We start from the raw sequence: 14,540 nt of genomic DNA on the forward strand, positions 1-14,540 counted from the left end.
AGCTTAAAGGCTACTTTCTCTTAGTGTCAGCTTGGTAGAGAGCTTAATCATGTAAGGAATGGAGCTTTCGTCAGTTTTAATCATCTGGTCCAGCATCTGCAGAGCTTGCTTGCCCATATCCTCTGTAAAGACTGTCACAGTACTGAGGGGCGGATAGACATATTTGGCAATGGATGTATCATTAAAGGAAATAATCTGGACATCTTGGGGAACAGCTATTCCCGCTTCCTGAAGAGCACGGAGGGCACCGACTGCCAAAGCGTCGCTGGCGATGAAGAGTGCTTTGGGCATCCGTTCCTTTTGCTGGTCAATCATGTCTTTCATCAGCTGGTAGCCAGACTCTGAGGAGAACTTGCCAACCTTGACATAGGCCGGCTGATAGAGACCTTTTTCACTAAGGTAACGGCAGAAGCAGGCCAAGCGCGGATCGTCAAGACTTGTCGTTCCGTCTGTAGTTTCTTCGCGTCCAGTAATCATACCGATTTCTCGAATGTCCTGCTGAAGAAAATGGTCGAGAACATGAGTAACGGCATGCTCAAAGTCCGTTGTCACACAGCTGTGGCCTTGGTCGAGTGTATCGCTGTCCACGAAAACCAGGGCAGAACTGTATTGCTCTAGCTCCTTGACTTGCTTGCTGCTGAATTTTCCGATGGCAATGATGCCGTCAATCTGTTCTAGCTGGCTTAGAGAGTCGTTGTTGAAAATCCGCACGATATCATAGCCCAGTTCCTGGGCTTTCTTTTCAATGCCTAGGCGGATAGAGTAGTAATAAAGATCATCCAGCTCTTCCAGCTCAGTGTACCATTCGACGATAGCAATGCGATGGGTCTGAGGTGCAGTCTTTTTCTGTCTTTTGGTTTTTTTGTAGTTGAGCTGTTCAGCGATATCGAAAATCTTCTTACGTGTCTCATCACTGACAGACATGGACTTGTCATAGTTCAAAACCCGAGAGACAGTTGCGGGAGAAACACCAGCAGTCTGTGCGATATCTTTGATAGTAGCCATTTGATTTGGTCCTTTTTCAATTTACTGTCTACATAAATTATAACTCAAAAATTAGTAAATAACAAAGAAGAATTTAGTAAATATTATTGTGGCACTTAATTAAGTAAAATTTTACTAAATTTATTGAAGTTTTACTCGGAAACAGTTATAATAAATATAAGAAAACGATTACAATGTCGATCATTCATTTTAAAGGAGTTTAGCTTATGTCAAACCTAATTTCAGCGGAGCAAGTCCGCGCAGATTTTGCCAAGGTTTTTGGAGTAGAAGCGGATCACACTTTCTTTTCACCCGGTCGGATCAATCTGATTGGTGAGCATACCGACTACAACGGCGGCCATGTTTTTCCTGCAGCAATTTCTCTAGGAACTTATGGAGCAGCTCGCAAGCGGGACGACCAGCTCTTGAGATTTTTCTCAGGGAATTTTGAAGAAAAAGGTATTATAGAAGTGCCGCTGGAAAACCTGCACTTTGAGCCTGAGCATGACTGGACCAACTATCCGAAAGGAGTTCTGTATTTTCTGCAGAAGGCAGGCCATACGATTGACCGAGGAATGGATGTCTATGTTTATGGAAATATTCCCAACCGATCAGGTTTGTCGTCTTCTGCATCACTAGAGCTCTTAACTGGTATCATTGCTGAGAAACTCTTTGACTTGCAGTTGGAACGTCTGGACCTAGTGAAAATCGGTAAATTAACTGAAAATGAATTTATCGGGGTTAATTCTGGCATTATGGATCAGTTTGCTATCGGAATGGGAGCTAACCAGCGGGCTATTTACTTAGATACCAATACTCTTGAGTATGATTTGGTGCCGCTTGATCTCAAGGACAATGTCGTAGTGATTATGAATACCAATAAGCGTAGGGAGTTGGCGGATTCTAAGTACAATGAACGTCGGGCAGAGTGCGAAAAAGCTGTTGAAGAACTCAATCGTAAGCTGTCTATCACTACCTTGGGTGAGTTGGACGAGTGGTCCTTTGACGAGTATAGCTATCTGATAGAGGACGAAAATCGTCTCAAACGGGCTCGCCATGCTGTTTTGGAAAATCAACGTACTTTGCAAGCACAGGCAGCTTTGCAGGCAGGCAATCTTGAAAAGTTTGGCCGTCTCATGAATGCTTCCCACGTTTCTTTGGAACATGACTATGAAGTGACAGGTCTAGAGCTGGACACCTTGGTTCACACGGCCTGGGAGCAAGAAGGTGTTCTAGGGGCTCGTATGACCGGAGCAGGCTTCGGTGGCTGCGCCATTGCTTTAGTTGGTAAGAATGCGGTGGAATCTTTCAAAGAAAATGTTGGTCGCAAGTATCAAGAAGTTGTCGGCTATGCCCCTAGCTTTTACATTGCAGAAGTAGCTGGCGGAAGCCGGGTGCTGGACTAAATCACAGAAAAGGAACTTGAGTCTGGGACAAAAGTCCTAGCCTCTCAATTGTCTTTGGATTGTCGAGCAAGACGCAGTGGTTGAGTGGGCTCTATTACGCTGATTTCATCAGCTTTTACAGCCCTAATCAACTGTGTGGAGGTGGGACGACGAAATCGAATTCTAACGAATTACCGATTTCTGTCCCACTCTCTTTACTAGCAAGAGAAAGGAAGAACTATGTCCAAGAAGTTACTGGATGCTTTTGTATCAGCAGTGATTGACAATAGCACTTTTGAGGAAATGGATACTATCTATCTGAGCAATCGTGTCATGGCTTTAGTCGGAGAGGCAGTGGCAGAGCAGGAGACTGAGGCTGAGCAGCTAATTGACCTTAAGGATGACTTGGTAGCTGTGGCTGTGAAGAATGGCAAGATTGGTGATACTCTGGCTGAGCAGGATATACTGGGAGCTGAACTCATGGACTTGATTACACCTGCCCCTAGCCAGCTCAATCGGGACTTATGGACGACTTATGCCTCCAATCCCGAGCAAGCTGTAGCTGATTTTTACCAGCTTAGTCAAAAGAATGACTATATCAAGGTCAAGGCTATTGCTAAAAACATTGCTTTCAAAGTGCCGACTGAATATGGAGATTTGGAAATCACCATCAATCTCTCTAAGCCAGAAAAGGATCCAAAGGAAATTGCAGCAGCTAAAAAGGCTAAGAATAGTAATTATCCAGCCTGTCAGCTTTGCATGGAAAATGAAGGCTACCAAGGCCGCTTGGACCACCCAGCCCGCGCCAATCATCGGATTATTCGATTTGACTTGACTGGACAGGAGTGGGGCTTCCAGTATTCGCCCTATGCCTACTTTAATGAACATTGCATCTTTCTGCACAGCCAACACCTTCCCATGGCTATCAGTCGGCTGACCTTTGAGCGCCTGCTGGACATCGTGGAGACCTTTCCGGGTTATTTCGTAGGCTCCAACGCCGATCTGCCGATTGTCGGTGGCTCTATCCTGACCCACGACCACTATCAGGGCGGACGTCACACCTTCCCTATGGAAATAGCAGAGCTGGATTGCAGCTTTACCTTTAGCGGCTTTGAAGAGGTGGAGGCAGGCATTGTCAAGTGGCCTATGTCCGTTATTCGTCTAAGGTCTGAGAAGAAGGAGCAGTTGATTGAGTTGGCTGACAAGATCTTGCAAGCTTGGCAGACTTATTCTGACCCGAGTGTGCAGGTCTTGGCAGAGTCTGAGGGTGAGCCTCACCATACTATCACACCGATTGCGCGCAGAAAAGATGGATCTTTTGAGCTAGACTTGGTCTTGCGGGACAATCAAACTTCCCCAGAACATCCAGACGGCATTTATCACCCTCATAAGGATGTGCAGCATATTAAGAAAGAAAATATCGGTCTGATTGAGGTCATGGGACTGGCTATTCTGCCGCCTCGGCTCAAGGAAGAACTCAAGCAGGTGGAACTTTTCTTGCTGGGAGAAGACTGTCAGGTTGCTGCCTATCATCAGGAGTGGGCCAATCAACTCAAAGACCAGAATCCAGATGTTACCGCTGAGACAGTGGAAGGAGTAGTTCAGGCCTCGGTTGGACAAATTTTCAGCCGAGTACTTGAAGATGCGGGAGTTTACAAGCGAACGGAGGAGGGTCAGGAGGCTTTCATGCGCTTCGTCCAATCCGTTTTGGCATCCAGCCCTAGGAAATGTGTTATAATGAATCTAGCGTAACAGGGAAAGGAAGTTTTATGGCAATTTTAGTATTAGGTGGAGCTGGCTATATCGGCTCGCACATGGTAGACCGTCTGGTAGCGGCAGGCAAGGAAGAGGTAGTCGTCGTTGATAATTTGGTGACCGGTCATCGGGCAGCCGTCCATCCGCAAGCAGTCTTTTATGAGGGTGATTTAGCTGATAAGGATTTTATGCGTGGCGTTTTTGCCAAACATCCATCCATCGATGCAGTCATTCACTTTGCTGCCTTTTCACTTGTGGCAGAGTCTATGTCGGATCCGCTCAAGTATTTTGACAATAACACAGCCGGCATGGTTTCTCTTTTGGAGGTCATGCAGGAATGCGGCGTTAAAAACATTGTCTTTTCTTCAACTGCTGCGACTTATGGCATTCCTGAGGAAGTGCCGATTCTGGAAACGACTCCGCAAAAGCCGATTAATCCTTATGGTGAGAGCAAACTCATGATGGAGACCATTATGCGCTGGGCGGACCAGGCCTATGGCATCAAGTTTGTAGCTCTGCGTTATTTCAATGTGGCCGGTGCCAAACCCGACGGCTCAATCGGCGAGGATCACGGACCTGAAACCCATCTCTTACCTATTGTGCTTCAGGTAGCTCAGGGCAAACGTGAGAAGATTGCCGTCTTTGGCGATGACTATGATACTCCGGACGGGACCAATGTCCGCGATTATGTCCATCCTTTCGACTTGGCTGACGCCCATATTCTAGCTGTTGAGCATCTTCGTGCCGGACAGCCTTCAGATGCCTTTAACCTTGGCTCTTCGACTGGTTTTTCCAACTTGCAGATTGTAGAAGCGGCACGAAAGGTGACCGGACATCCTATTCCTTTGGAAATAGCAGAGCGGCGCCCAGGGGATCCGGATACGCTGATTGCTTCCTCTGAGAAAGCAAGAAATGTTCTGGGCTGGCAACCGAAATTTGACAATATCGAAACCATTATCGAAACCGCTTGGAAATGGCATTTCAGTCATCCAAATGGCTATGATGACAGAGAATAAACTGACAAACCAGCTTGAAAGGCTGGTTTTTTGGTTTGAAACATGAAGCTCTTCTTTACAAATTTTTAAAAGCCTTTTATAATAAAAGAAAGATTGATTGACATATTATCTGCAATCTTGTTTAGTTGCTACTAACTCTTAATATGTCTTGAGAAATCAAGTAGTTACAGATGCGACGGGAAACAACATTTTAGAATAACGAATTTTTGTACCACAATCAGATGAGACAGATGTTGACAGTTTGTTGTGTAAGGGCTTTAGAGACTTATGATATAATGAAGCCATAAAAGTTTGAGAAGTCTCTTAATCTTTTCAAACTGATTTTCATAAAAAGAATAGGAAATAAGTATGCACTCGATTCTTGCCTTATATATCACCCTGATGCCGGTCATTCTGGCTGGAGTTCTGAATATGATCTTTTGCAAGTCTTCACTGTTAGAGGCGGCATATCGACCCATGGATGCTGGGCTGATGTTAAAGGATGGGAAGAGGCTTTTTGGGGCTAACAAGACCTGGAAAGGCTTTCTAGGCATGATTGTCTGGGGAGCTTTGGCCCAGATCCTTTGGGGCTTGCTCTTAAAGGGTATTCCCACCCTAGAGAAGCTGCACTTGGTTTATGCCTTCTACGAAAATACCGTGCTCTTTAATCTGGTTTTTGGGGCTCTTTTGGGGCTGGCTTATGTTTTGTTTGAGCTGCCCAATAGCTTCATCAAGCGCCGTTTGGAAATCAGAGAGGGCAAGACGGCAGAGAATGGCTGGAAATGGACTTTTATCTGGATTGACCAGATAGATTCCTTGATTGGCTGTATTATTTTCTTGCTTTTCTATATCCCTCTGTCCTGGCAGCAGATGCTGGGCATACTCATCCTAGGGGCGGGCACGCATCTAGGAGTCAATCGCCTGCTCTACTGGGCTAAGCTTAGAAAAAATCGTATGTGAGATGGGAGTTTTGATGAAAGAACTATGGCTGGAAAAAGAGCCTTCGGCTGTCTATGGCGGTAAAATCAATCAGTTAATCAGTCTCTGGCAGCTGGGGCTTTCAGTTCCTAAGGGTTTGATTTTGCCTGCGGACCAAGTAATGGCTTGGCTAAGAGCGGCTCTGCTAGAATATTCAAAACAGGGACTTGAAGAGTTAATCAAACTGGGCAAGGAGGAAATTGCGGAGCGTCTGCAGCAATATCCTTTGGAGTCAGCTTGGCTACAGGAGTTAGCAGCTTTTTGTCAGAAAAATCAAGTTTATATCGTTCGCAGCAGTGCCCTTTTAGAAGACGGACAGGCCATGTCATTTGCCGGTCAATATGACTCGATTGGCGACTGCCGGACACTGTCAGAAATTGAGCAGGGCATTCGTTCTTGTCTGCTTTCCCTCTTTAATCCAGAAGCCTTGGCCTACTGGCAACGTCAGGGTATGGCAGAGCAAGATTTTGCCATGGCAGTACTGATTCAAGAGCAGATAGAGCCTGACTTCAGCGGCGTCTGCTTTTCCCTAGACGTAGCGACTAACCAGGACCAAACCATGCTGTTGGAGTATGTAAAAGGCTCAGCTGAGAGCTTGGTTAGCGGTCAAGTTAATCCTGAGCAGCTGACTCTTTCTTGGTACAAGCCTGACTGGAGGCAGTTTGAGAAAGTTGAAATGCCTCTGGCAGTCTTGCAGAAGCTGCATGCCCAGGTTTTGGAGATTGTAGCGCATTTTGGTCGACCTATGGATATTGAGTGGTGCGCTGTACAAGAGCAAGTCTATCTGCTGCAGGCTCGGCCCATTACAACAGTACCAACTAAAATCGACAGTGGCCGCTGGACAACAGCAAATTTTCGGGATGGAGGCGTGGCGGCTCAGCCCTGTCCAAACCTGATGTGGAGCCTTTATCGCCACTCTTGGCAAGAGGCACTCTCCAGCTTTTTGCTGGCAATTGGCCTAGAGCCTGAAGGTGTGATGCCTCCACTGATGCGTCTCCATTATGCTCGGCCTTTCTGGAACTTAGGAGTGGTCAAGCAAGGTATGGAGCAGATTCCGGGCTATATTGAGCGAGACTTTGATGATGAGCTGGGAGTCAATAAAGACTACCAAGGTCAAGGTTTTACCAGCAAATTAAGTCCAGCCTTGCTCTTGAATTTCCTGCGGGTAGCGTTAAAAACGCAAAAAGTAACTAAGGCTTTTCTGCATCAGGCGCCAGACAAGCTGCAAGAGCTGCGTCAGCAATTTATCCGCCTGAATCAAGAAATACGAGAACTAGACGACCAAAGCCCACTGCAGCAGGTCGAGAGTCTTTGGCAGTTGGTGCTAAATCAGGCTTATTTAGACAGTGAGGGAACTTATTTCTGGCAGGCCTACATCAATACGATCCAGCTGTCTATGAAAAAGACCAATCTCCTCAAATGGCTGACGGTTGATGAGTTTTTCCAGCTGATAGCTAAGTTAGGAAATGTTTCTCATACCAAGCCTTTGGCTCGGATGCTGGAAGCTGCGGATCTTATTTTGGCAGAGGAGAAGCTGTTAGACGACTGGTTGAAGCTATCGATGGAAGAATTGCAGGAACTGACTGCACAATATCCTGAGCGAGCAGATTTCATCAAGATTCAGGATCTTCAAAAGGACTTTGGCTATCACTCAGCTCGGGAGCTGGACTTGCGAGTGCCAAGCTACGAAGAAGATGCTCATCAGGTGCTGACAGCGGTTCAGCAGTTGGTTGCTGATTCAGCGTATTATCAAGCTGCCAAAGCTTCGCTCAGTCCTGTCTCAGAGTCTGAGCTGGATCTGGCTCATCTATCTCGATCCAAGCAGAAAAAAATTGAAAAAATCAGTCAAGACCTGCGGAACTTGCTCTGGTGGCGAGAGGAGTTCAAGGATATTTCCACGCGCTATTACCACCTCATTCGTCAGATTAGCCTCAAACTCGGCCGAGCCTATGAAAAGCAAGGCTTTCTGAAAGATTCTCAAGATATTTTTTACATTAAGAAAGAAAGTCTGACTGCCTTTATGGAAGGGCAAAAGACTGCCGACCAGCTTCAAGAAGAAGCGGCTGATAATCAGCGTTATTGCCAGGCCTATCGGAATTTTGAGCCAGTCGGTGATTTGACCGACAAAGAGATGAGACTGGAAGAAGTGGCCTATGAGAGTCAGGCTCTGCTGACGGGAATGCCAGCCAGCAGCGGTCAAGTAACCGGTCGGGTTCGAGTTCTCTTGGATTTGGCTGATATTGAGACGATTGAACCGGGAGAAATTCTTGTCACTCGCTATACAGATACGGGTTGGAGCTATGTTTTCGGTATTCTAGGCGGTCTTGTGACAGAGTACGGTGGAGTTCTCTGCCATGCCTCCATTGTCGCTCGGGAATGCGGGATTCCAGCTCTGGTCTGCGCTAAGAATGCAACTCAGCTGCTAGAAACTGGCATGATGGTAACTTTAGATGGAAGAAGAGGAGAAATAAGAATTCATGAAGAAGAATGAACCTTTGTTTATCGGTGAATACGACAAATCTGTTATCCTGACCTATATGGGTGCTGCTTTTGCACTGTTGGCAGTCTATGCCATCATTCAGTCCCAGCTGCGGCTAGCCATGATGGCTTTTATCGTTAGCGGTATCTGTGACCTCTTTGACGGTGTCGTGGCGCGACGGATGAAGCGGACTGAAAGTCAGAAGCGCTTCGGTATTGAGATTGATTCGCTCTGCGACATGATTAGCTTTGCGTCTCTTCCGTCTGTTCTCCTCATGACTCAGCTGCCCTTGGGAGCGGCCAATATCATCTTGGCTGTCCTCTATGTCTTAGCTGCAGTTACGCGCTTGGCTCATTTTAATCGCTTGGCTAAGCATGATGAAGGATCGGGCGCTTATTTTATCGGCTTGCCCGTGACTTACAGTGCCCTATTTTTTCCTCTGACCTATCTGGTCTGTCAATGGCTGGCGCCTGGTCTCTTTTCCTGGGTGTGGCTGGGCTTGTCTCTTTTGCTGACCTTCTTATTTGTCTACAACTGCCGAATTCCCAAGCCAAATAAGCTGGCCTATCTGGTCTTTGCGATTTTAGCTGTTGCAAGTCTGATTGGTCTGGGGGTTCTCCCGCATGGTTAAGGTCTATCAGAGAAGGACTGGCCAAGTAGTTGAACCGACAGAATACAAGGCGGGTCTGTTAGACAAGCTTTATGGTACTGCTTGGGGCCGCATCTTGTTGCCTATCTTGACCCGACCTAGCCTGTCTTATCTTCTGACTTTGAAAGACTACACTCCTTTTTCTCGCAAGAAAATAGCAGCTTTTGTGGAAAATTATCAGCTGGATCTAGCTGACCATGAAGATGGCCCCTATTCTTGTTTTGCGGCTTTCTTCCAGCGGAGAATCAAGCCCGCTCTGCGTCCAGTCTGTCCTGACAGTCAAGTCCTGGCAGTGGCAGATGCCAAGCTAGAGGCTTTTACCATCAGTCTGGACTTACAGTTGACGATTAAGGGTCAGATTTATACTCTAGCTGACTTACTGCTGGATGAAGAGTTGGTTCAGTTGTTCAGTGGCGGAACAGCGCTTGTCTATCGCTTGGGAGTAGAAGACCTGCACCGCTATCTGGCTGCTGAATCCGGCAGAATTACCCAAAGACGAAAAATCAAGGGCCGCCTGCATACGGTCAGGCAAGTAGCCCAGAAGCGGCGCTTGATTTATAAGGAAAATAAAAGAGAATACTGTCTTTTAGATACCGACCTAGGACCTGTCCTGCAGATGGAAGTAGGGGCACTTCTGGTCGGAAGAATATACAATCACAGTCAGGAGCATTTGGTCAGGGGACAGGAGAAGGGCTGCTTTGGTCTGGGCGGCTCAACCATCCTTGTCCTCTATCCAGCATGCACGATTCGCTTGGATCAGGATATCCTGACTTACTCAGACCTTGGAATAGAAACCCAGATTCAAATGGGTGAAAAGATTGGAGAAAAGCTATGTTTAAACGATTAGCTGTTTATTATAAGGAAATGTTTCCCTTGCTGCCGCGTTTTTTTGTGGCTGCTATCATGTTTTTTGAGATTTATTTTGTCCTCTTGCTCAATGACGGAGTGACCAAGTTTCACTTTGACCATCAGGAGTTGATCGGAATTTTTACGATTTTTGTCTTTCTGATGATTCTGCGGATTGCAGATGATTTCAAGGACTACGAGACCGACAGGCGGCTCTTTCCTCATCGAGCTCTGCCATCTGGCCGAGTGAAAAAGAAGGACCTGGCTATTGCCCTCAGCTTTATCGTAGCTGTATCTGTACTTCTCAATATCCTCTTTATGAACAATATCGGCTGGTTCCTCTTTCTCTATATCTACGGAACCCTCATGTCCTTCTGGTTCTTCAAGCGTGACAAGATTCAAAATTCCTTGCCATTAGCTCTAGTGACCCATAATCCGGTCATGATGATTTTGAATCTCTATACTATCTCCTTTGTCTGCTACAAGTACAATCTGCCTCTCTTGTCCCTGCCGACCGTCTTGCTGGCTTTTACCATGTATTTCCCAAGTCTGATCTGGGAAGTCTGCCGCAAGATTCGGGCACCAAAAGACGAGACCGAGTATGTGACTTATTCTAAACTCTTTGGCTACAAAAAAGCTACTCGTTTCATCGAGGTCGTGACGCTGCTGGATATCTTGACCAATTTCGTTCTCCTTTGGAATATTTCCCGTGTCGGAGTGGTAGTCTTGGTGCTGAATGTCATCTGGATGACCGTCCAGTTTGAGCAGTTTATCAAGGATCCGACTCGCTTTAATATACGGGAGCGGGTGGAGCGCTATACCTATATCACGGAGACGACCATGGTTCTGTCCGTTGCTGTTTATCTCTTGATGGGGGTACTTTGATGAAAAGAATCAAGCAGACAGGGCTTGACCAGGTTGGAGGCAAGGCCTATCATTTGCTGAAAATGCAGGCTGCTGGTTTGCCGGTTCCTGATTTTGCAGTGTTTGCTTTTGACTTTTTTCAAAAATCTGCCAGCTTTGCTGACTTGGAGCGGATGGAAGAAGCTTATCGGTCTGGAGAGTTGGACTTGTCCCAACTCAGTCAGCAATTGCAGGATTGGGCTAAAGAGCAGTTTGCGCAGGAAGATCTGACAGCAGCAAAAAACTGGATTCGGCGGGAGTTTTCTCAGAAAGACTGCCGCTTTGCAGTTCGCTCATCAGCAACCATTGAGGATGGGAAGGCCTCATCCTTTGCCGGTCAGTTTGAGAGCCAACTCAATGTGAAGCCAGATGGACTTAAAGAAGCCATACAAGCGACCTTGCTCTCTCTTTATCAGGAGTCGGCTCTTAGTTATTTATTTGAGCAAGGCCTGTCTTTAAAACAGTCTCAGATGATTTGTCTTGTGCAGGTCATGCAGGAGGGAGACTTGTCTGGGATTTACTTCACGGCTAATCCTAAGGGCATTTTGAACGAGCACATCATTGTCATCGGTCGTGGCTTGGGCAATAAGATTGTGGAGGATAAGATTCCTACAACAATGGTGACGCTCCATCCCAAGGATCAGCTCTTTTATACAGAGCAGACGGAGGACTCACCAGGCGTATCATTGGAACAACTCGAGGAGTTACAGGCCTTGGCGAGTCAGGTAAGTCAGCTTTTCGGACCTTATATGGATATGGAATTTACCTTCGCCAATGGCCAGCTCTATCTTTTGCAAGCACGACCTATTACTACCTTGCCAGAGGGACAGCGGGTTATTCTGGATAACAGCAACATTGTCGAGAGCTATCCGGGCGTTTCTAGTCCTCTGACCATTAGCTTTATCCAGGAGGCTTATGCCAGCATTTTCCGAAGCCTGGCTCAACGCTTGGTTGGCAAGGATGCCCCTGAGTTGGCTGCCTATGAAGCCACCTTTCAAAATATGCTGCAGCCGGTCAACAGTCGAGTATATTACCAGATTCAGAGCTGGTATCAGCTGCTGCAGCTTTTACCTTTTTCGAAGAAAATTATTCCTATCTGGCAGGATATGCTGGGAGTGAGAGAAACAGAGGTGCCTCAGATGCCGGTGCACTTGTCTGCTTTCAAACGCCTGCAAATCATGCTCCGTATCATCCGAGAGTTTTGGACAGCACCCAAGCAAATGCGGCAATTGGAAGAGCAGTTTGCCCAGATTCAGCTAGAATACGAAGCAAGCTTTTCTCCCGATGCAGATGCAGAGACCTTGATTGCCTTGGTAAGCAAGCTAAAGGAGGATATTCTGGCTCACTGGGACATTACGCTGGTCAATGACCTCTATGCTTTTGTCTATACTGGACTCCTGAAGAAGTCGCGTCGCGGCGGAGCGGTTCAGGCTGAGATTGCGGGAATTGAGCAGATTGAAAGCATGCGGCCGGCTTTGGCTCTGCAGGCTTTAACAGCTCAGCTGAAAGCAGAAGAAAATGCAGAGATTAGACAGGCTATGGAAACTGAAAGCCCAGCAGTCTTTCTAAGTCGCCAGCATCCTTTGGTCAAAGAAATAGTCCATTTTATCCATGAATTTGGTGATCGGGCTCCGGAAGAGTTGAAGTTAGAAACACCAACCTTCCGAACGCACCCAGAGCGTCTGCTCAAGCTCCTGCTGCAAATGTGCCAGCAAGAGGAGAAGAAGTTGGTCCCTCAGAAACTTGAAGAAGAAGTGCAAAAATCAGGCTGGTGGACGAATTTTCTTCGCAAGCGAGCCATGACTGGTGTTAAATATCGGGAAAGCTCCCGCTTAAACCGAACACGAATCTACGGCATGATGCGGCAGATTTTCCGAACGCTTGGGCAGCAATTAGCCGAGCAAGGCCACTTAGCTACAGTAGATGATGTTTTTTACCTGACAAAGGAAGAATTGTTTGAGCTTACCAGAACGCCCAGAGATGTTAGCGGCTTGATAGCCGAGCGTCGAGAGAAGTTGGAGGCTGATAAAGAACTGCCAACCTTTAGTCGCTATGTTTTTGCTGGAAAGGTCTTTGAGAAATATCTGAAACCGCAAAACCGTACCAGCAGTCATAATACGGGCAATCAAGACTTACAAGGGATTGGCTGCTCACCTGGCTGCGTCAAGGCTCAGGTTTTGGTCGTGGAAGATGTGCAGGAGATTGAGTCTGCTCAGGACCGGATTATCGTGACCAAGATGACCGATCCGGGCTGGGTTTATCTTCTGACTCAAGCCAAGGGTGTCATTGCCGAGCAGGGGTCTTTGCTCTCGCACACGGCCATTATTTCCCGCGAGTTAGGTATTCCTTCCATTGTCAATGTCAGAGGCGCATGCAGTCAGCTGCAAAATGGCGATTGGATTGAGATGGATGGCCTTACTGGCAAGATTCGACTGATCAAGGAGGAAGACCATGCTGGAAATTAAACCAGTCAAACCCAATACTGCAGAGCTGGACGATTTTCTAGCCCTGCCCAAGCAGATTTACCGGCCAGACCACCTCATGCTGTCGGAAGAGGAAGAGCTGGCTTTGATTGAAGGCAGTCACCCGCTGAGTTGTGACTTAGATACCTATGCCTTTATTGGCTATGAGGACAGTCAGACTTGTATTCGAGGACTTTTGACCTTTTATTCAGGTGATGAGGCTGCTTACTTGGGATTTTTCGAGTCAATCAATGACCAGAGGATTGCATCTGCTTTTATCAAGCATTTAGTAGGTTTTGCCCGCAGTCTCGGAGCGATTAAGATAATCGGCCCCGTACAAGCAAGTTTTTGGCTGGGCTATCGAATGCAGCTGACTGGAACAGAGGAGCTTCCTTTTACTGGAGAACCTCATAATCCAGCCTATTATCCCCAGCTGTGGCAGGCTGCTGGTTTTGAGCTCAAGGAGCGCTATCTATCCAATTTTTATCCCAAGGTCAGCAATCAAACTCATCAGGATAAGCTAGCTCATCGTTTTGAGTCTTTTGAAGAAGCGGGCTTCACCATTTGCTCTCCCAAAAAGAAAGACTGGGAAGAAGCCTCGCTGCAGGTTTTTGAGCTCCTCAATCGCCTCTATCAAGATTTTCCGATTTATCGGTCTATTTCCAGTCAGCAGTTCAGTCAGATTTTTCAGAAATACCAGTACATTCTTGATTTTTCTATGGTTAAGCTGGCCTATAAGGAGGGCAAGCTAGCTGGTTTTCTGATTGCCATGCCGGACTATGGCTCTTTGGTTTATCAAAAGCTGACTCCTTTTAACCTAGCCAAGCTTTTTTGGACCAAGCGTTTTCCCAAACGTTATACGATTATGTATCTAGGAGTAGATGAGCAATTCTTGGGGTTGGGCTCTGCCTTGGCCTATCCGATTTTTAAAGAAGCGCAGAAGCGACAAGCCTCAGCTATTGGAGCCTTGATTCATCAAAAAACAGTCACGCGCCACTATGCAGCGGAATTGCTAGGAGACAAGCATGAGTATGGTCTCTTTGAGTTGAATTTGAACTCCTGACTAACAAAGTAAATCATATTTTAAAAAGCAGATTTTCTAAC

General features: G+C 46.7%; 11 protein-coding genes. 10 read left to right on the top strand and 1 reads right to left on the bottom strand.

All coding sequences use genetic code 11. From position 1 onward, the window contains the following. Positions 1-3: 3 nt before the first annotated feature. Positions 4-1,005 carry a LacI family DNA-binding transcriptional regulator gene (locus SSV_RS04490; RefSeq protein WP_072073849.1) on the bottom strand — a complete coding sequence of 334 codons (1,002 nt, stop codon included), beginning with the start codon at positions 1,003-1,005 and terminating at the stop codon, positions 4-6. 206 nt (positions 1,006-1,211) lie between these two features. On the opposite strand from SSV_RS04490, the gene SSV_RS04495 reads away from it, so the two are divergent. The 10 genes from SSV_RS04495 (at position 1,212) to SSV_RS04540 (ending at position 14,499) form a co-directional block, all read left to right on the top strand. Beyond that, entirely contained in the window at positions 1,212-2,390 is a 1,179-nt protein-coding gene (locus SSV_RS04495; RefSeq protein WP_072073850.1) for a galactokinase, read from the top strand. Positions 2,391-2,609: 219 nt separating this feature from the next. Then, a complete protein-coding gene (galT, locus tag SSV_RS04500) occupies positions 2,610-4,121 on the top strand; it encodes a UDP-glucose--hexose-1-phosphate uridylyltransferase (protein WP_072073851.1) in 1,512 nt (503 codons plus the stop codon). 17 nt (positions 4,122-4,138) lie between these two features. Next, positions 4,139-5,140, top strand: coding sequence for a UDP-glucose 4-epimerase GalE (gene galE, locus SSV_RS04505; protein ID WP_176693561.1), 1,002 nt, complete (start codon positions 4,139-4,141; stop codon positions 5,138-5,140). Between the two features lie 348 nt (positions 5,141-5,488). After that, complete coding sequence (locus SSV_RS04510; RefSeq protein ID WP_072073852.1) at positions 5,489-6,079, top strand: CDP-archaeol synthase; 591 nt, start codon at positions 5,489-5,491, stop codon at positions 6,077-6,079. A gap of 13 nt (positions 6,080-6,092) precedes the next feature. Continuing rightward, positions 6,093-8,588, top strand: a complete 2,496-nt coding sequence (locus SSV_RS04515; RefSeq protein WP_072073853.1) for a PEP/pyruvate-binding domain-containing protein — start codon at positions 6,093-6,095, stop codon at positions 8,586-8,588. Beyond that, positions 8,575-9,207, top strand: coding sequence for a CDP-alcohol phosphatidyltransferase family protein (locus SSV_RS04520; protein WP_072073854.1), 633 nt, complete (start codon positions 8,575-8,577; stop codon positions 9,205-9,207). Before SSV_RS04515 ends, SSV_RS04520 begins: the two co-directional genes overlap by 14 nt. Beyond that, on the top strand, positions 9,200-10,072 hold the full coding sequence (locus SSV_RS04525; protein WP_072073855.1) for a phosphatidylserine decarboxylase: 873 nt from the start codon (positions 9,200-9,202) through the stop codon (positions 10,070-10,072). The genes SSV_RS04520 and SSV_RS04525 overlap by 8 nt, the downstream gene beginning before the upstream one ends. Further along, complete coding sequence (locus SSV_RS04530) at positions 10,057-10,956, top strand: UbiA family prenyltransferase (protein WP_072073856.1); 900 nt, start codon at positions 10,057-10,059, stop codon at positions 10,954-10,956. The genes SSV_RS04525 and SSV_RS04530 overlap by 16 nt, the downstream gene beginning before the upstream one ends. Continuing rightward, positions 10,956-13,439 carry a phosphoenolpyruvate synthase gene (locus SSV_RS04535; protein ID WP_072073857.1) on the top strand — a complete coding sequence of 828 codons (2,484 nt, stop codon included), beginning with the start codon at positions 10,956-10,958 and terminating at the stop codon, positions 13,437-13,439. The genes SSV_RS04530 and SSV_RS04535 overlap by 1 nt, the downstream gene beginning before the upstream one ends. Continuing rightward, positions 13,426-14,499 (top strand): hypothetical protein, encoded by a 1,074-nt coding sequence (locus SSV_RS04540; RefSeq protein ID WP_072073858.1) that lies wholly within the window; start codon positions 13,426-13,428, stop codon positions 14,497-14,499. The genes SSV_RS04535 and SSV_RS04540 overlap by 14 nt, the downstream gene beginning before the upstream one ends. Positions 14,500-14,540 lie beyond the last annotated feature (41 nt).

Origin of the sequence: Streptococcus sanguinis (genome assembly GCF_001078705.1) — a bacterium.
GTDB lineage: Bacteria > Bacillota > Bacilli > Lactobacillales > Streptococcaceae > Streptococcus > Streptococcus sanguinis_D.